General features: G+C 60.2%; 18 protein-coding genes. 12 read left to right on the forward strand and 6 right to left on the reverse strand.

Annotation, left to right across the window (positions count from 1 at the left end; genetic code table 11):
• Positions 1 to 9: 9 nt before the first annotated feature.
• Positions 10 to 987, reverse strand: coding sequence for a tripartite tricarboxylate transporter substrate binding protein (locus GWE18_RS03380; protein ID WP_275184364.1), 978 nt, complete (start codon positions 985 to 987; stop codon positions 10 to 12).
• 92 nt (positions 988 to 1079) lie between these two features.
• Between GWE18_RS03380 and GWE18_RS03385 the strand changes: the two genes are divergently transcribed.
• The 10 genes from GWE18_RS03385 to GWE18_RS03430 all read left to right on the forward strand — a co-directional run bounded on the left by GWE18_RS03385 (position 1080) and on the right by GWE18_RS03430 (position 11746).
• Complete coding sequence (locus GWE18_RS03385; RefSeq protein WP_275184365.1) at positions 1080 to 1805, forward strand: TetR/AcrR family transcriptional regulator; 726 nt, start codon at positions 1080 to 1082, stop codon at positions 1803 to 1805.
• 47 nt (positions 1806 to 1852) lie between these two features.
• Positions 1853 to 2722, forward strand: a complete 870-nt coding sequence (locus GWE18_RS03390; protein WP_275184366.1) for an amidohydrolase family protein — start codon at positions 1853 to 1855, stop codon at positions 2720 to 2722.
• A 13-nt stretch (positions 2723 to 2735) separates the two neighbouring features.
• The gene (locus tag GWE18_RS03395) at positions 2736 to 3740 is read left to right on the forward strand and encodes a tripartite tricarboxylate transporter substrate binding protein (RefSeq protein ID WP_275184367.1); all 1005 of its coding nucleotides are present in this window, start codon (positions 2736 to 2738) and stop codon (positions 3738 to 3740) included.
• A 55-nt stretch (positions 3741 to 3795) separates the two neighbouring features.
• Positions 3796 to 4521, forward strand: coding sequence for a PIG-L deacetylase family protein (locus GWE18_RS03400; protein ID WP_275184368.1), 726 nt, complete (start codon positions 3796 to 3798; stop codon positions 4519 to 4521).
• Positions 4518 to 5210, forward strand: coding sequence for a 4-carboxy-4-hydroxy-2-oxoadipate aldolase/oxaloacetate decarboxylase (locus GWE18_RS03405; RefSeq protein WP_275184369.1), 693 nt, complete (start codon positions 4518 to 4520; stop codon positions 5208 to 5210). The genes GWE18_RS03400 and GWE18_RS03405 overlap by 4 nt, the downstream gene beginning before the upstream one ends.
• 7 nt (positions 5211 to 5217) lie before the next feature.
• On the forward strand, positions 5218 to 6060 hold the full coding sequence (locus GWE18_RS03410) for a hypothetical protein (RefSeq protein WP_275184665.1): 843 nt from the start codon (positions 5218 to 5220) through the stop codon (positions 6058 to 6060).
• Positions 6061 to 6264: 204 nt separating this feature from the next.
• Entirely contained in the window at positions 6265 to 7215 is a 951-nt protein-coding gene (locus GWE18_RS03415; RefSeq protein WP_275184370.1) for a catechol 2,3-dioxygenase, read from the forward strand.
• 92 nt (positions 7216 to 7307) lie between these two features.
• On the forward strand, positions 7308 to 8516 hold the full coding sequence (locus GWE18_RS03420) for a cytochrome P450 (RefSeq protein WP_275184371.1): 1209 nt from the start codon (positions 7308 to 7310) through the stop codon (positions 8514 to 8516).
• A gap of 298 nt (positions 8517 to 8814) precedes the next feature.
• The gene (locus GWE18_RS03425) at positions 8815 to 10032 is read left to right on the forward strand and encodes a transporter substrate-binding domain-containing protein (protein WP_275184372.1); all 1218 of its coding nucleotides are present in this window, start codon (positions 8815 to 8817) and stop codon (positions 10030 to 10032) included.
• A 328-nt stretch (positions 10033 to 10360) separates the two neighbouring features.
• Positions 10361 to 11746 (forward strand): DUF6538 domain-containing protein, encoded by a 1386-nt coding sequence (locus tag GWE18_RS03430; RefSeq protein WP_275184373.1) that lies wholly within the window; start codon positions 10361 to 10363, stop codon positions 11744 to 11746.
• On the opposite strand, the gene GWE18_RS03435 is transcribed toward GWE18_RS03430, so the two are convergent.
• The 4 genes from GWE18_RS03435 to GWE18_RS03450 all read right to left on the reverse strand — a co-directional run bounded on the left by GWE18_RS03435 (position 11667) and on the right by GWE18_RS03450 (position 13745).
• Complete coding sequence (locus GWE18_RS03435) at positions 11667 to 12167, reverse strand: hypothetical protein (RefSeq protein WP_275184374.1); 501 nt, start codon at positions 12165 to 12167, stop codon at positions 11667 to 11669. The two genes, GWE18_RS03430 and GWE18_RS03435, sit on opposite strands and share 80 nt — an antisense overlap.
• Positions 12168 to 12260: 93 nt before the next feature.
• Positions 12261 to 12794 carry a hypothetical protein gene (locus GWE18_RS03440; RefSeq protein ID WP_275184375.1) on the reverse strand — a complete coding sequence of 178 codons (534 nt, stop codon included), beginning with the start codon at positions 12792 to 12794 and terminating at the stop codon, positions 12261 to 12263.
• The gene (locus GWE18_RS03445) at positions 12742 to 13239 is read right to left on the reverse strand and encodes a hypothetical protein (protein WP_275184376.1); all 498 of its coding nucleotides are present in this window, start codon (positions 13237 to 13239) and stop codon (positions 12742 to 12744) included. Before GWE18_RS03445 ends, GWE18_RS03440 begins: the two co-directional genes overlap by 53 nt.
• Positions 13236 to 13745, reverse strand: coding sequence for a hypothetical protein (locus tag GWE18_RS03450; RefSeq protein ID WP_275184377.1), 510 nt, complete (start codon positions 13743 to 13745; stop codon positions 13236 to 13238). Before GWE18_RS03450 ends, GWE18_RS03445 begins: the two co-directional genes overlap by 4 nt.
• Positions 13746 to 13880: 135 nt before the next feature.
• Here GWE18_RS03450 and GWE18_RS03455 point away from each other — a divergent pair, with 135 nt between their 5' ends.
• Positions 13881 to 14585, forward strand: a complete 705-nt coding sequence (locus GWE18_RS03455; protein WP_275184378.1) for a recombinase family protein — start codon at positions 13881 to 13883, stop codon at positions 14583 to 14585.
• A gap of 860 nt (positions 14586 to 15445) precedes the next feature.
• Here GWE18_RS03455 and GWE18_RS03460 read toward each other — a convergent pair.
• Positions 15446 to 15937, reverse strand: coding sequence for a hypothetical protein (locus GWE18_RS03460; protein WP_275184379.1), 492 nt, complete (start codon positions 15935 to 15937; stop codon positions 15446 to 15448).
• 1338 nt (positions 15938 to 17275) lie between these two features.
• Between GWE18_RS03460 and ligD the strand changes: the two genes are divergently transcribed.
• The gene (gene ligD, locus GWE18_RS03465) at positions 17276 to 18169 is read left to right on the forward strand and encodes a non-homologous end-joining DNA ligase (RefSeq protein ID WP_342804218.1); all 894 of its coding nucleotides are present in this window, start codon (positions 17276 to 17278) and stop codon (positions 18167 to 18169) included.
• Positions 18170 to 18197 lie beyond the last annotated feature (28 nt).

The following is an 18197-nucleotide window of genomic DNA, read 5'->3' on the forward strand; positions in this document are numbered from 1 at the left end:
CCGGCGGCCTCACTGCACCTTGATATTCGCCTCCTTGAGAACCGGCTCCCACTTCGCGGCTTCGGCGCGCATGAAGGCATCGAAATCCCTGGGCGAACTGCCGACCGGCGTCGCACCCATCTTATCCAACGCCGTGACAACGACCGGATCCTTCAGCGCCGCGGCCAAATCGTTGTGGATTTTCGCGACCAGCTCAGGCGCCATGCCGGCGGGGCCGAGAAAACCCCACCAGACCGAGGCGTCGTAGCCGGGCAGGCCGGCTTCCGCGACCGTGAGAACATCGGGCAATGTCTTTGAGCGCTGGGCCGTTGTTACCGCAAGGGCGCGCACCGCGTTGCCCCCTAGCTGGCCGACAACTTCGGGCAGCGGATTGACGCTCATGGGAATCTCGCCGGCGATGACGGCCGTGAGGGCAGGGGCGCCGCCCTTGTAGGGGATCGCCTGGATTTTGACCTTGGCCATGTAGTTGAGAAGTTCGCCGGCGAGATGGGCCGAGGTGCCGTTGCCGGACATGCCGTACGATAATGACTCAGGCTTTTCGCGCGCGGTCGCCAGCAACTCCTGCAAATTCTTCACTGAACTGCTCTTGGACACCACGATCGCGAGCGGCGAATAGGCGACCTCGCTGATGGCGGTGAAGTCCTTGAAGGTGTCGTAGGGCAGTTTTGGATAGAAGAACTGGTTCAGCGGATGGCCGCTTGCGACGAGGATCAGGGTGTAGCCGTCCGGCGCCGATTGCGTGAGCGCCTGCGATGCGATGATCCCGCCGGCGCCCGGACGATTTTCGATGACCGGCTGCTGGCCCCAGGTCTTCGACAGCGACTGCCCGAGCGTGCGCGCCAGCACGTCGACGGCGCCGCCGGCGGCGTAGGGCACCAGGATGCGCACCGGCCGGGTCGGGAACTGCTCCGAGTAGGCGTGTGTGGCCGCCAGCGAAAGCGTGGCGGCTGCGAATACGGTGCGCAGGATCTTGTTGAAAACGGACATGCGGGGCGCCTTCCTCTGGAATCGGTTTTTTTGTTGACTAGACCTTATCATTTGTACAAACGTACAAAAGTCGAGAACGGAAAGCAAATCCCATGACGCGAAATCCCAACATGCGGGAAGCCATCCTGAGCGCGGCCGAGCTGTTGTTCTCGACGCGCGGCTTCAACGCCGTGTCGATCCGCGACATCGCGCTGGAAGCCGGCGCCAATCCGGGCAGCATCACCTATCATTTCAAGAGCAAGGACGGCTTGCTGCTCGAAATCTACAAGCGTCATTGCGGGCCGATGAACAAGCGCCGCATAGAGCTGCTGGTGGCGGCAAGGCGCGTGCGTGACGTTCAGGACCGGCTGGAGGCGATCGTGCGCGCCTATGTGCAGCCGGCGTTTTCATCCAGCAGCGACCTCGCCGGCGGCGGAGCGCGGTTCACGCGGCTGCGCGCCGTGATGTCAGCCGAAGGCAACGCCGTGGTGGGGCGCATCATCGCGGAAATCTTCGACGACACCACCAACGCGTTTATCGAGGCAATCGGGGAAAGCCTGCCGGATCTGCCGCGAACGACGATCGTGTGGCGGTCGCAATTCCTGCTCGGCGCACTCTACTATACCCTCGTCAATCCGGAGCGAGTCACGAGGCTCTCCCGCGGCGAAGCCGACGGCGCCGATATGGCGGAAGCGATCGAGCAGCTCGTCTCGGCAACGGTCGCTTCGTTGCAGGCGCCCGACGTCGATCACATCGACAGCGCGTCACGCCGGGCCAAGCCTGCTCAGCCACGCGCCGTGGCCGCCGTTCGAAAGCGGAAGGAAAGTCCGACCGATTAGGTATCGCGGAAATCATCAAGCGCGAACCAAACACTGCAGAAGGCACCATGCACAAGCCCACGATTCCCGGACCCGATCCCGATACGCGAACGCCGCAATTCAAGCTGCCGGCGCTGGCGTGTGACGCGCATACCCACATCTTCGGCCCCGGTGACAAATACCCTTACGCACCGGGACGGCCCTATACGCCGCCCGATGCGCCGCTCGAGGATTTTCGGGCGCTGCACAAGAAGCTCGGGATCGGCCGCGCCGTCATCGTCAATGCCAGCGTGCATGGCACCGACAACCGGGTGGCGCTGGATGCCATCGCCGTGAGCAACGGAACGTTTCGCGCGGTCGCCAATATCGACGATACCATTACCGAGCGCGGCCTTCGCGAATTGCACGACGGCGGTTTCCGCGGGTGCCGCTTCAACTTCGTGCGTCATCTTGGCGGCGTGCCCGATATGAGGGCGTTCCATCGCATCGTCGCGATGGTGGCGCCGCTCGGCTGGCATATCGATCTGCATTTCGATGCGATCGATCTGCCTGAATATGCCGAGATGCTGGCAAAATTGCCGGTTCGCTACACCATCGATCACATGGGGCGCGTCAAGGCATCTGATGGCCTCGACCAGCTTCCGTTCCGGACGCTGATTGACCTGATGGCGCGCGACGAGAAATGCTGGGTCAAGGTGTGCGGCTGCGAGCGGGTGTCATCCGCCGGACCACCGTTCCATGACGCGGTGCCGTTCGCGCGCCGTATCGTCGAGACCGCGCCGGACCGCGTGATCTGGGGAACCGACTGGCCGCACCCCAATGTGAAGGTGATGCCCAACGACGGCGATCTGGTCGACCTCATTCCGCTGTTTGCACCGGAACCCGAGTTGCAGCAGAAGATCCTGGTCGACAATCCGGCGCGGCTGTTCGAGTTTTGAAGGAGCGCATGCGATGGTGGACAAACGCGAGCGAAATACTCTGAGCCGACGCGGCGTGTCATTCGGCAGGGTGGCTGCCGTGCTGGCGGCGTTGTTGCTTCCGCAAATCGCCCACGCGCAAAACTATCCGAACCGGCCGGTGCGGCTGATCTTGCCGTTCGGTCCCGGCGGCGTTGCCGACGTCACGGCGCGGCTGGTCACCGAAAAGCTCGGCGAAAAGCTCGGCCAGCGCTTCGTCATCGAGAACATGCCGGGCGCCGGCGGCATCAATGCCGCGCGCGCCGTGCTGTCCGCACCCGCCGACGGCTATACGCTGGCGCTGCTCAGCAATGGGACCGCGATTTCCATGTCGCTGTTCAAGAACCTGGCGTTCAATCCGGTCACCGACTTCGTTCCGGTCTCGAGCATGGGCTATTTCGACTTCATCTTCGTGACGCAAGCCGGCTCGCCATATCCGACGCTGGCTGAATTCATCAAGGCGGCCAAGGAAAAACCCCGCGCGCTCAATGTCGGCACCATCAATGTCGGGTCGACACAAAACCTCGCAGCGCAATTGTTCAAATCGACCGCGGGCGTCGATGTTACCATCGTGCCGTTTCGCAGCTCGCCCGATGTGATGATCGCGCTGCTGCGCGGCGACATCCAGATGGCGATCGAGAACTACACCGCGGTGCAGTCGCATGTCGCCGACAAGGCGGCTATTGCCGTGTCGTCTTCGGGCACCATCCGCACAACGTTCCTGCCTGATGTACCGACAGTGAACGAAGCGGGGGGCGGCGATTTCGAGGCGCGGTCCTGGAACGCGATTTTTGCACCCAAGGGTACACCGCCAGAGGTGATCAAGACGCTCAACGCCGCGCTGCGCGAGGTGCTCGACATGCCGGAGCTGAAGAAGCGCGCGCTGGATCTCGGCATCGAGGCCAAGGCCAGTTCGCCCGAAGAAATCCAGGAACGGCTGAAGGCCGATATCGACAAATGGGCCAAGGTGATCGAGCGGGCAGGAATTGCCAAACAGTAGTCACGTGGCCGGTGCAGCCGGCAACGTGCAACAATCGAAGGAGGAAATCCCGATCATGAGCAGTGCTGGCAAAACGGGCCTGGTGGTCACGGCGCATCCCGGTGATTTCGTCTGGCGCGCGGGCGGCGCGATCGCGCTGCACGCCAGGAAGGGCTATCGCATGAAGGTCGCGTGCCTGTCGTTCGGCGAGCGCGGCGAAAGCCAGTTCGCCTGGAAAGAAGCGGGCGCGACGATGGAGAAGGTCAAGGCCGGACGACGCGACGAGGCGCAGCGCGCGGCGGAGATGCTGGGCGCAGAGATCGAGTTCTTCGATGCCGGCGATTATCCGCTGCGGCTGACGGAAGCGCATTTCGACCGCATGGTCGATATCTACCGCGAGCTCAATCCGTCCTTTGTGCTGACCCATGCGCTGGAGGATCCCTATAATTTCGATCATCCGAACGCCGCGCATTTCGCCCAGGAAACCCGCGTGGTCGCGCAGGCGATGGGCCACAAGCCCGGCGCCAAATACACCTATTCGGCGCCGCCGGTGTTCCTGTTCGAGCCGCACCAGCCCGAGATGTGCAATTTCAAGCCGCAGGTGATCCTCAACATCGACGAGGTCTGGGAGATCAAACGCAAGACGTTCGAGATTCTCGCCGCCCAGAAGCATCTGTGGGCCTACTATGAGCGGGTCGCGCTGCAGCGGGGCGTGCAGGGCGGCCGCAATACTGGCAAGCCCATGACCTATGGCGAGGCGTATCAGCGGCTGTTCCCGATGGCGATGGAGGAATTGGCATGAAGACGGTCGTCGTCCGCAACATCAAGCGAACCGATGCTGAGCTGGTGAAACGGCTAGGCGCGCTCGGCGTCGCCACCGCGCACGAGGCCTATGGCCGTTTTGGGCTGATGAAGCCCTATCTGCGTCCGGTCTGGAGCGGAGCTGAAGCCGCCGGCACCGCTGTGACCGTGCTGGCGCAGCCCGGCGACAACTGGATGATCCATGTCGCGGTCGAGCAGTGTCAGCCCGGCGATATCCTGGTGGTCGGTTGCACCACTGACAATACCGACGGCATGTTCGGCGACCTGCTCGCGACCTCGCTGATGGCGCGCGGCGTCAAGGGCCTCGTCATCGACGCCGGCGTTCGCGACGCCAAATCGCTTCGCGAAATGGGCTTTCCGGTGTGGTCGAAGGCGATCTCGGCCAAGGGCACGGTCAAGGCGACGCTGGGCGCGGTCAACGTGCCCGTAGTCTGCGCCGGCATCAATGTCGTGCCGGGGGATGCCGTAGTGGCGGATGACGATGGCGTCGTGGTGATCGGACGCAAGGACGCCGCCGACGTGGTCACCAAAGGCGAGAAGCGCGTCGCCGATGAGGACGGCAAGCGGCGGCAACTGGCCTCGGGCGTGCTCGGGCTCGATATGTACAACATGCGCGAGCCGCTGGCGAAGGCCGGCCTCGTCTATGTCGACGAGTTGGAGGAGGACTGAGGTGGCGATGCGCCTGCGCACGTTGCTCGGCGACCATCCCGGCACGACTGCGCTGAAGAATGGGTCGATCAGGTCGGATCTGATCGAGTTCGATTTTGCGCAGTATTCGCCGACCAACAAAGGCTTCAAGCCGATGGTCCGCGAAGGGGCGTTCGACGTCTCGGAGATGGCGATCGTCACATATCTGATGGCGAAGTCTTTTGCGAAGCCGATGGTCCTGTTGCCGGATGTCGTGCTGGCGCGGTTTCAGCATGGGCACGCGCTCTACAATGCGAAGGCGGCAAAGCTCGCCCCGCGCGACCTCAACGGCAAGCGCGTCGGCATCCGCTCCTTCACCACCACGACCGGCGCATGGCTGCGCGGCATCCTTTCCAATGATTACGGCGTCGATCTCGATTCGATCGACTGGGTGACGTTCGAGGACGCCCATGTCGCCGAATTCACGGATACGACCAAGCGGGCGCCCCCGGGCAAGCAGATCATCCAGATGCTGATCGACGGAGAACTCGACGCAGTGCTCGGCGAAAAATCGGATCATCCGGATTTGAAGCCGCTGTTTGCCGATGTCGCCGCCGAAGAGAAAGCCTGGTTCGAAAAGCACGGGGTGGTGCCGATCAACCACATGGTTGTGGTGAGCCGGACCTTGTCCGACCAGCACCCGGACGTCGTGCGCGAGGTTCATCGGCTGCTCGCCGAATCTGCCGCGGCTTCATCCGCTGCGCCGCGTTTTAGCCCGGACCAAATGCGGCGATCGCTGGAGCTGATCATCAACTATTCCGCGCAACAAAAACTCATTCCGGGCGCCTATGCGGTGGAGGAATTGTTCGACGATGTAACGCGGGCACTCTGATAGCCCCCGCAAGGTGTCATCATCCGCCTTGTGCGCAATTGCGCACTGGGGCGGATGATCCAGTACGCCGAGAAGGCGAGGTTGGACCGAAGAGCCTTCGGCGTACTGGATACCCCGCTGGAGCCTGTCATCGGGCTCGCCAAAGGCGAGACCCGGTGGCGGGGTATGACGATCCGAGGATGTTTAGTTATCAGGAGTAATATCATGACCCCCGAGCCGATCTTCGATCTCGCCCATCTCGGCCACATGGAATTGCTGACGCCGAAGCCGGACGAAAGCCTGAAATTCTTCGTCGACGTCATGGGCATGACCGTCAGCGGACAAAAAGGCGAGTCGGTCTATCTGCGCGGCTGGGACGATTACGAGCGCTATTCGCTCAAGCTGACGGCCTCGAAGACCTCAGGCATGGAGCACATGGCGTTACGCGCCCGCAGCCCGCAGGCGCTGGAGCGCCGCGTTGCCGCGCTGAAGGGCTCCGGCTTCGACATAGGCTGGGTCGACGGCGACATGGGGCAGGGGCCGGCGTTCCGCTGTCGCGATCCCGATGGTCACATCGTTGAGCTCTATTACGAGACCGAGTGGTATCAGCCACCGCCGGAATTGAAGCCCGCACTGAAGAACCAGGCGCAGCGATTTCCGGCGCGCGGCGTCAATGTCCGCCGGCTCGATCATCTCAATTGCCTCGCGGTCGACATCAAGGCGAACCGTCTCTTCTTCGAGAACTATCTCGGCCTGCGCACCACCGAGCAGATCATGCTCAACGACGGCACGGAAGCTGCGATGTGGATGACGATGTCGAACAAGAGCTACGACTTCGCCTATACCCGCGATCATTACGGCAAGGCGGGCCGCTTCCACCACGTCACCTACGCGCTCGACAGCCGCGAGGAAATCCTGCGCGCCGCCGATATCTTTCTCGAAAACGGCGTCTACATCGAGACCGGCCCGCACAAGCACGCGATCCAGCAGACCTTCTTCCTTTATGTATGGGAGCCCGGCGGCAACCGTGTCGAGGTCGCGAACGCCGGCGCCCGCCTGATCCTCGCGCCCGATTGGAAACCGATCGTCTGGACCGAGGAAGAGCGCAAGAAAGGCCAGGCCTGGGGGCTGAAGACGATCGAGTCGTTTCACACCCACGGCACGCCGCCGGTGTAGGGGCACGTCGCTCTGGCGCTCCATGGCCCTTGCGTCGCCGCTGTTGCGCACCATCTTGATGCGAACGCGCGCATGACATCGTAGGGTAAGTTATGGCAGAGCTTGTGGATTTCACCAGCGAGGCCTTTTTTCGCGATCCCAGGGCGGGCGTGGCCCTGCTGCGGTCATCCGGGCCTGTCGTCGCGACGAAGTTTCCGATTATCGGCCGGGTCTGGGTCACCACGACCTTTGAGGCGGCCGCGCGCGTGCTGAAGGACAGCACGGTGTTCACGCTGCGCAAGGAGGGCGGGGCGCTCGGCAGCGTGCCGTGGTGGATGCCGAGACTGATCGGGACGCTGGCCAACAACATGCTGACGATGGACGAACCGGACCACACCCGGCTGCGCAATATCGTCGATGAGGCGTTTCGCCGCCGCGCGGTGCTCGACATGGAGCCGCACATCCGCGCCATCGCCGATCGCCTCGCCGATGAATTGTTCGCCGATGGCAGCCCTGCCGACCTGGTGCAGCTTTACGCGCGGATGCTGCCGCTTGCGGTAATTTGCGAGTTGCTGGGCCTGCCGCCGGCGGATCGGCCGAAGTTTATGGCCTGGGCCAATTCGATGGCGCACCTCACCAATGCACTCGGCTTTCTGTGGCTGATCGGCGGCCTCATCAAGATGCGGCGCTATCTGAAAGAGCGCTTGCGGCTGACCCGCGAACAGGGCGGCGAAGGATTGATCGCCGAACTGGTGCGCGTCGAGAAGGAAGGCGGGCGCATCACGGCGGACGAGATGGTGTCGATGGTGTTTCTGCTGCTCGGCGCCGGCTCGGAGACCACGACGCATCTGATCAGCGGATCGGTTTTCGAATTGCTGAAGGATCCGGATCGCCGCGATTGGCTCATGGCGGACTGGGGCCGCGCAGGGCTGGCGGTCGAAGAATTCCTGCGCTTCGTCTCGCCGGTGCAATTCTCAAAGCCGCGCTACGTGCGCCAGGATGTCGATCTCGAGGGCGTGAAACTGAAGAAGGGCGATCGGGTCATGGCGATGATTGTCGCCGCCAATCTGGACCCGCAGGCTAACGAGTGTCCCGAACGCCTCGATCTCGAGCGGCGGCCGAACCGGCATCTGGCGTTCGGGACGGGAATTCATTTCTGCCTCGGCCATCAGCTCGCGCGGATCGAAGGAATTTGCGCACTGCAGGCCCTGTTCACGCGCTGGCCGCGGCTGAAGCTGGCGGTTGAGCCGTCACAAATTCATTGGCGGAGACGGCCCGGCATTCGCATGATTGCGGAGTTGCCGGTGGTGGCGGGCGGGTGATGCGCGCGCCGTCGAGCACTGCGGTTCGAGATCGGAAAATCTGCTCCCGTCACATGCGCACCGACTCGTTACTGAAGGTAGGTCATCCGCTTGCCTCAGGCATGCGGTCCAGACGGCGCGTCTAAGTCATCGCGAACTTCCAGCATGGCTGCGCATGGTAGATGCCAGCAGGTGATCGCGGGGAAGGACGCCAAGGGGAAGGTTCCGCAATGGGCTAGCTGGTCGGCGCCCGCCGGCAGACGAAATGCCGCCAAATAGCAATGCTTTCGTCGCTCGATCTCGATAATTGAGGTCCGCTATGAGTTCGTTCGAGGAATCTCCTGCAGTCTCGCACTGCGATGCATCTGACCGGCTGGATATCGCTCAAGAATCCGTTAGACGTTTTGAGCGGCGAGATCGGGCCTCGCAAGGCGAGCCAGCGATCTCGTCACTTCGACCGGTCCTGCTATGCCTTCTGTTGCTGGCGGTGCTTGCACTCGGCTGCGGCGCGGTTCGAGCCCAAGGCACAACCCCTGACAGAGAGTTGGTAGTGGCGACCAAGGAAGCGCCGCCCTTCGCGATGAAGCAGCCGGACGGGAATTGGAGCGGTATCAGCATCGAACTCTGGAGAAGGATCGCTGCTGGAACGCAGCTACGCTTTCGCCTGGTCGAGACCCAGAACGTGCAGGATCTGCTGGATGAAATCGCGAAGGGCACCCTCGACGCTGGTGTCGCAGCGGTAACTGTGACCGCTGCGCGCGCACGCAGCGTCGATTTTACCCAACCCTTCTACAACACCGGACTCGGGATTGCGGTGCCGATCCATGAAAGTGCCTGGGTGTCGATCGGGAGGGCGCTTCTTTCCTTCGGGTTCTTCCAGGCCGTCACGGTACTGCTTTGTTTTGCGATGGCGGTCGGCTTCCTTATTTGGCTGTTGGAACGCCGGAAAACGGAACATTTCGGCGGGGGAGCCAAGGGGCTCGGCTCCAGCTTTTGGTGGTCGACCATTGCCATGACACAGGCAGGCGCCGCCCAGAATGCGCCAGCAACGCTTCCAGGGCGGATCGTCGCAACCGGGTGGATGATCGCTTCCGTTATCGCCATAGCCGTGTTCACCGCAGGCATCACCTCCACGCTCACGCGCCGAGGGCTCGAAGGCGCCGTTCACGGTTTCAACGACCTGCGATCCGTGCGCGTCGGCGCCGTCGCCAACTCTGCGACGACCGACTACCTCACTCGTCAGCAGCTTTCCTTTCGAGCGTTTCCAGACCTTCAAAGCGGCCTATCTGCATTGAGCCGTGGCACGGTCGATGCCTTCGTCCATGACAAGCCGCTTCTGACCTGGGTCGCGCGGAAAGACTTCTCGGCCTCGGTTCGTATTGTTGACACCAGCTTCAGCAGCGAGAGCTATGCGATCGTGCTGCCGAAAGGCAGCACATTGCGGCCCATGCTCGATCTCGCCGTGCTCGATCAGATCGAAAGCGATTGGTGGCGACAGACGCTATTCCAAACCCTTGGAAATGCGCGATCTCCCTAAGGTGTCCAGTTGCGACCCCATCGGCTTTTTGTGGTCTCTCAACTTCCGCGGGGGCTTTATCCGACCGGAACAGTCGCACGCATGAAGGGTCGTTGAGGCTGCCTCACCGGCGAGATAGGCGAGCGTGGTCCACGAATGGGGTCCACGATCAACTCGACGGTCCATCGTCTGCGGCGAAAAGCCCGTTCGGATCTAATCGTTGGTGGAATTGCCGAGTGTGGCTGGGGAACTAGGACCCCCGTCAATCAAACCAAAAAGCCCAATAACTGCTTGTTTATAGCCATTCCTGAGGATAAGTCTAGGTGGTTTTCCTAGGTGGATTTGATCTGTGGACACGCGATATCTCGTCAGGCAGTACAACACGTATTCTGTTGTGGTGGAGATACCAAAACGTCTCCAAGCCAAGGCAGGCCAGAAACGCTTCAAGGTGTCCCTCAGGACCGGCAATCTAGCTGAGGCCAACCGCCTAAAGCACAGCTACGTGGCCGAATTCATGCGCCGCATCGATGCTCTGGCGAGGTCCTTCGACCCTAAAGCCGAAGTGCTGAAGGATGCAAAGGAATGGCGGGCGGAACTGGAAACGGCCAGCAAGGCTGAGGATGAATACGGCGCTTCGATCTACGGCGAACTCCTCGATAAGGTGAAGGAACTGTCACGCCAATTAGCCGAGAAGGATGAGGCGCTGGCTGATGCGTTCCACCAGACCGCCACGGGCGAGGGGACGCTGCTGAAGGACCTCTACCCGACTTGGATAGCGGAAAGCACAGAGACTGGCCAAACGAAGTCTCAGCACGGTAGTACGACGCGGCGGTACATCGCGTGGGCTGGCGAGTTTGTGACGATTGAGGAGACAGACCGCAAGAAGGCGGGTGAGTACGTCAGCGAGCTTATCGCGAAGTCGGGCCTCGCTCGGCGCACCATCAAGCGCCATCTGTCATCGCTATCGTCACTCTGGCAATGGCTGGAGAGCAAGGCGCATGCGAAGCCTGACAGCAACCCGTGGCTCCGCCACAAGCTCGGTAAGCAGGCTAAGGGCAAACCCAGGTATCGGAAAGCCCTAGAGGAAGACGCGCTGCTGAGGCTTCTCGAAGGGCGTTACAGTACCGACCGTTACGCTCAGGTGCTTCACGACATGCTTCGCCTCGCCTTGCTGCAAGGAGGTCGTCTGGATGAGCTTTGCGCCATGAAGCGTTCTGAAGTCCACAAGCGCGCCGATGGCTATTGGCTGGAGATCACCAGCGGCAAGACCAATGCGGCAGTTCGGGAGATACCGGCTCATCCTCTCGCGGTACCGATCATCGAGCGGCGGCTAAAGGACAAAGACGCGTTCTTGTTCAAGGGACTGGTGCCGGGCGGCCCGGATGACAAGCGCTCGTGGTATGTCAGCAAGGCGTATGGGCGCTTCCGCAACGGCAAGGAGGTGGACGTGAAAGGGAAGGGGCGAGATTTCCACGCTCTGCGGAACACGTTCATAAGCTACATGGAGGGCCTGAAGGTCGCGGAGAGCACCGTCAAGCTACTCGTGGGCCATGAGCGCGGCAGTATGACATACGGTCACTACTCGCAGGGAGAGCGTGTGGACCTTCGCGAGGCTATGGAAATGCTGGAATACGGGCCAAAGGTCATGGGGGCTATCAAGTTGGACCATCAGCGTCGAAGCCGTCCTCAGCAGCGCCGAACGCCGCAGAGGCGTCGAAGCCCTCAGCCAGCTTGACAACGCGCACAGCGTCCGGCCACAGCGACACACCGCACATGGCACCCTTTTCCCACGCTGCAATGACGCCAACGATACGGATGAGGGAGCCTCCACGGATGCGTGTTCCAGCTTTTAGGGGCTTGCCTTTGCTGTCCGTAAGCTCCGGTTTCTTCCTTGGGGATTTGAAGTTGAACGCGATGGCGCCTTCCTTCGTCTCCTTCCACGGCAGACGGAGGTTCTTCTTCCTGCCGAAGTACTGTTGAGCGACAGCTAGAATGTCTCCTTGGAGCTTCTGAGTGTAAGCCTCTGAGGCAGTCGCTTCGGTTTTGTACTTTCCGTCCGCGTATTCGCCCATCGTGTCCGGCTCCGACAGTTTCGGCGCGCGCGCGGCCATGACCTCAGTAACGAACGTGACGTACTGGTATTTCTTGTCAGCCATCGGCTCCTCCACAGCCAAATGTGTGGCACAGTGAGGAGGGCCTGCCTAATGTCGGTTATTGTAGTTAGTCGGCAGGATTTCTTGCGGGGGGATTTATCGTACCTTCGAGCGCAAGAAGCGCAGGGCTTCGGTGACGACGCGGAGAAGGTTGTGACCGTCCACCACGACTGCCCCTGTCATATCTCCCGCCATCGTAATGCCTGCCATCGCTCTGCCTGCCATTGCGGGCGGGCGCTCGTAGACTTCGGCTGCTTCGAGCCCTCTCACGCTGGTGGTTTTGACGTGCTTGAAGGCGTTGGCAGCCTCGCTCGCCAAACGGAATTGCTCGTTTTCTTCCTTGAACTGCTTTCGGAGCCCCGCGCGCCTGCGGTGATGTTCTTTTCCGTCCCAATGCACGCGGTTTCTCGGAAACGCCAAATAGTCAACGGAGTGATCGATTGCCACGCAAGCTAGGAAGCCAACCCTCACGCTTGAGGGCTTTAGGCGGAAATCGTCCACGGTTGGCTCAACGATTTCGATGAGGTAGCGTTCAAAGTCTTCCATTGCGCACTCGATTTCGATGTGGAATTGGGCCTTATTCCGGAAACCGCCATGACCCATCGAGCGGAAAATCCCAGCGACCGCCAACTGCTTTTCCTCTTGCGGCGCTGGCTCCGATGGCACCATCCACGGTGCGGTCGAGAGACGAAAACGCTGAGAAAATCGTGCGAAGGCTTTCGGTCTGGTAGGACGTCTCGCGTTTCATGTAGCGATAGTTCAGGCCTTTGTGATGCCTAGCTAACAGACCGACCAGCATGTCCGCTCCGCTGTCATGCAGTCCCTCCGATACGCAAAGCTCGCGAATCTTGAGCAGGTGGTGCCCTAAGTCCTTCAAATGGCGCTCACTGAAGCCCCTGTGAACGAGGTACGCTTTCAAATAAAGTTCGACGGCGAACCCGCAGAGCATGTGAAACGCCATAAAGAACGTGGTGTCATCCGGCAGTTGCAGACGGTACGGATTAGCCATCATCGCATAGGCCGATTGAACGTAGCCCTTCGCTACGCTGTATGGCTCCTCGGGAGTGAGTGTCACGGCTGTGAGCCTTGCGGTCGGCTTGATCCAGCGCTCTTAGCAATTTCACGCTCAGTGACCCGGAGGACGGCAGCTATCCTTCGGAACATTCGGTTGCTCTCGATGCTGGCAGGATCAATAAGGATGTCATGGAGACCATCGTAGCGCAGGAGATGTTGAGAATAGAAGTTGTTTAAAGCTTGCACCTCTTGAGCGAGCTTTGGGCGCATCGGGTGCAGCCCAAATGCCTCAAGAGCTATCGCCACCACGCGATTTAGGTCATGCCCGTGTCGTCGCTGTTGCTTGATGTACTTTTCATAGTCCAAGAGAAGCAACAGGGCTTTCAGGATTATTTCGACGCCTTGGCAGAGAAGGTGGAGCACAACGTACCTGTCAGCGCCTGGCTGTTGCCCTAGCAAGACCGCTGCTCCGATGAAGCTCTTGCCACGTCGGTACAGGGCAAGCGCCATAAGTCGTTTGCCGTACTCCGTTGCGTTGTTCTTGGTGAACGTAACTGAGGCTTTCATTTTTGCTCTCAAGGTCGATTCGGGCCGCGAGCCATGCAAAACGGAATCCCTGCGATTCTCAATTGCTCGTTGCCACCTGTACACAAAATGATCTAACGTCCGTTACATCGAAATGTGTAAAGGAGTCTTTCGGGCATGGCGCAGGGAAAATTCATCTCCTACCTCCGCGTCTCGACCGATAAGCAGGGTCGGAGTGGCCTTGGGATCGAAGCGCAGCGCGAGGCCGTTACGAGCTACCTCAACGGCGGTCGGTGGACCCTCGTGGCTGAGTACGTTGAGACCGAGAGCGGAAAGCGCGCTGATCGCCCCAAACTGGCCGCTGCGCTCTCCCACGCCAAAGCCATCGGCGCAAAGTTGGTCTTTGCCAAGCTGGACCGCCTCACCCGCAACGTGGACCTCCTACGCGCCCTCGTCGCCAGCGATGTTGACCTTGTATTCTGCGACCTCCCGAGCGTGCCTCCCGGCCCTATGGGCAAGTTCCTGCTTACCCAGATGGCCGCCGTGGCGGAGTTGGAAGCTGGCCTGATCGGCGAGCGCACCAAGAAGGCTCTGGCAGCCGCCAAGGCGCGCGGTGTGAAGCTGGGCAACCCCAACGGTGCTCGTGCCCTTCGTGGAAAGCAGGCCGGCAACGCTGAGGCTGTCACCAAGATCAAGGAGAAGGCCGCACAGCGCGCAATGGGCCTTCAAGGCATCATAGAGGACATCAAGCGCGGAGGCATCACGAGCGTGCGTGCCATCGCTGAGGAGCTAAACCGGCAGGGGGTGCTCTCGCCTCGTGGTGGAGCTTGGCATCCAACAGCCGTAGCACGTCTCCTAAATCGCCTGCCACAGACAGCTTAGCAGAGAGTGACATAACCATGTTGATCCAGGCATCTACCGTCGCGCTCATCGTCTCAGTGCTCTTGGCCGACAACCGTATGGGGCTTATGAGTGTAGTTGCGCTCATCGCCGCGTTCTACATCTCATGATGGTCCTGAAGCTCTCAGCGCATGAGTGCCAGCGCGTCGCGGATATCCGTGAGGCCGCGCTGTGTCTATGGCCGAATTGCACAGTAGAAATCGCTGCTTCGCATCTCGAATGTTATCTGACCATCTCACCTGTGCCTGCAGACTTCTCAAATACACAGGCCCTAATGGTATTCGGGGTCTATCCAGTCTACCGTGATTGAACGGAATGTCTGGGAGATGGGCTCGGCCTACATTTGACCAACGCCAGAAATGGTCGAAAGCGCCGCATCTACATCCGGGATCAAACACTTTGCGTCTGATCGCCTGCCTTTACACAAGAGGCACGTGCGCTAGACGGAATGGCACCAAGCGAATGTCTGGCAACGAGCGCCTGAAATGCGGTGACGTATTCTTGCTCCGATCAGGATGCGGTGGCCGGGAGGCGAGACGCCTTTGTCGCTGGCGAGGCAGGCTCTGAAGTTCGTGAAGGGACCTCTAGGGTCCTCCCGGCTCAGGCGATTTGAAAAACGTTTGCTCAAATCGATTTCAAAAAGTCGGTCTAAATCCGGCGTTGTTGTTAGATCGAACAGCGATGAGAAAACCGCCCGAGGGCCGGGGGTACTTTTGGGGAATTGTGGCAGAGCAGGTCAGATTGTGGCGGCACGGAAGGCACTTCGGAAGTGACGCCAGTGGGTTAAGCGGAAACTCGACTACCTTTACACAGGAGGCGGTCTGGATACCGCGTCGCGCACGTCAGACAACGAGAGGTGCGGCTTCTTCCTTTCGCTTGTGCCGACTTGCTTTCACAATGGCGTAGATGGCCAATCCAATGCCGAGCGCTCGGAGTACAATGTGCATTCCAGCTGCAGCCGCGCTGGCCTTCGCGAACTCATCGAAGAGCACGACATTGGCGCCAAGCGCGATGGTTTGATACAGCAACACGCATACGCATACCGCAACGGACTGCGCACGCATCCCCCACACTGTCAAACCAATAACGATACACAGATCGAAGAGGAACGTAAAAAGCTCTGGGTCCGGCTTGTCTGTGGTAAAGAGTGTCACGTGCCCGATGGCCATCCAAAGCGTCTGCCCGACGAGCACGCCAAGCATCCACGCAATGTAGTCCCGCATTTTCGCCTTTGTCAGAGCCCAGACTGACAAAGCCATAAGTAGGACCGGCATCCAGTAGACGCCACCGAGCGACTTGGCCATCACTACGCTAAACACCGCGATACCGACCACTCCTATTGTGCCCGTCCAACCGCGTTGCTTGTCCTCAGTCTGCACACCTTGCCGATACTCAGGTGATAGCGGCGGCACATGTCGCCGTGCAGTCGCTGGCGGAACAACAGGCCTTTGCGGGAGCGGAGGAGGCCCACTGACTGCTGCGGCAAGCTCTGGCACCGATCCGGCCTCCACCCAATCTTGGAAGCCACGTTGCCATACGAGAATACGAGAAGCGTCCCTTCGTGCTCTGAGAGCCTTGTGAAGCTCATCAAGCCCAATTGGCCCAACTGAATTGCCTGCTTCCGCGTAGTACCAGCCGTGTGACATGTCATGCTCCCCAGCGAGCAAAACTATTCCGCAACCCCTAAGGGCACGCAAGAGGCTGCACCTACGAATGAGGGAAAAACAGGTCTTAGTTGTGGAGGAACAGTTAGTTAAGCGATTACTCGACCACTATTGGGGAAGGGCGTCACATGCACCACCTCAACGTGGGTCAGGAATATGCGCGCGCTTAGTCAGCGGAGAGGGGCGCAAGAAGACTTTTTAATCCAAACTCAGAGCGTTAAGCAATCCAGCACGTACCTATACACAAGAGGCTCACTCACTCGCCGCGCGCCTCGCACCACAAGGACCGACATTTTTCTTCCAAGCACTTCAACGCCTTCCTCCGAGCCTGCACAAGCGCCAGCGAGCTTCACAAGCTCCATAGCGTCCTCAAAGCCGGATGGACCGAAGACGACTTAGCCGACTTCGCCCGCTGGCATTTCGGCACACCCTTCATCGGCCTGAGCAAACGGAAGCTCATGGCCGCCATCAACTCAGCGCTGTCACGAGATTTCTTCGCCCGTGGCTTCCTAAAGGAACGCGAGCAACGGCCGGTCTCTCTGCACGCATCGCGTATCAAATAACTCAAACACAAAATCACCAATGACCCATCAACCCGACCTACGGACTTCGTTCCAGTATCTTCGCTCCGTGTGCCGCGACTTATCCGAACGCATGGTGCTTGGCAGCGCCTTCCGAAACGGATGGAGCGCGGCGGCACTCACTGACCTCGCTGAAGGCTTCAGAGGGGGCCGATACGGCACCACCATCAAGCCAAAGGAGTATGCCTATCAGCGCACCATTCAAATCGCATCAGAGCGACTATATGATGCTCGGGAGCCCTATTGGCTTATGAAGAAACGGGAGGCCAATGCGTAGATGCCGTGGGACCGCTTTGCGGCATACTCCTCAACAAGCCGTACAGCATTGGTGGTTGGCAGGATGGATCACGTCCCCTGATTGTTCGAGATTCTTGAGAAATGCGCAAAGATGCCCGCGTGCCTACAGGCGGCTTTGTGAGTTGAGTTATTGCCAAAGCGTATTCAGATGCCGGGGTTCATTAAGCCCCAGCTTGCAACGTTGAAGTCGAAGGCGCCGAAGGGCGACCAGTGGCTTCATGAAATCAAGTACGACGGCTACCGCATCCAAGTCCATGTCAACGGCGGCAGGAAGAAGGTCTACACCCGTAACGGACTGGACTGGACCAAGCGCTTCTCGACGATTGCCGGCGCTCTCGATATTCCTGGGCAAGCTATCATCGACGGCGAAGTGGTGGTCGTACATGAAGGCCGCACCAATTTCTCGAAACTGCAAGCAGAGCTGGCCGCGGGGAGGCAGGACAGATTGGTCTTCTACGCCTTTGACCTTCTCTGGCGTGACGGCGATATGCGCCGCCTTCCGCAAATCGGGCGCAAGCAAGCGCTGTTGGACCTTCTTGGCGAAAACGACATTGAGTCGCCGGTTCTCTATTCGGAGCATCTCACCGGGGACGGGCAGAAGGTGTTTGAGCACGCCGCAAAGTTGAACTGGGAAGGCGTCATCTCGAAGAACGCGAGCGCTCCGTATCGGTCGGAGAGGACAGAAGCCTGGCTGAAAGTGAAAACGGTCCAGCGCGAGAAATTCCCCGTGGTTGGCTTCGTGAAAGATCCCACCGGAGTAGCCGCCCTTTATCTCGGCAAGCAGGAAGGCAAGGAGTTGGTTTACATGGGGAAGGTCGGCACCGGCTGGTCCCGGACCGTCTCCAGCCAAATCCGCCGGCAGCTCGATACTGTGGTGAGCCCGAAGTCGAAGCTCACCAAACCTACCCGCAAGCCCAAGGCCACCTGGGTCGAACCGAAGTTTTTCGCAGATGTTGAGTACCGAGATATCACTTCCGAAGGCTTGCTCCGGGCAAGCTCATTCAAGGGCCTCTCGCGCAAATGACTGATCCCAAATGCCCCGTCTGCTCCGG

This window comes from Bradyrhizobium sp. CSA112 (assembly GCF_029051645.1).
Taxonomy (GTDB): domain Bacteria; phylum Pseudomonadota; class Alphaproteobacteria; order Rhizobiales; family Xanthobacteraceae; genus Bradyrhizobium.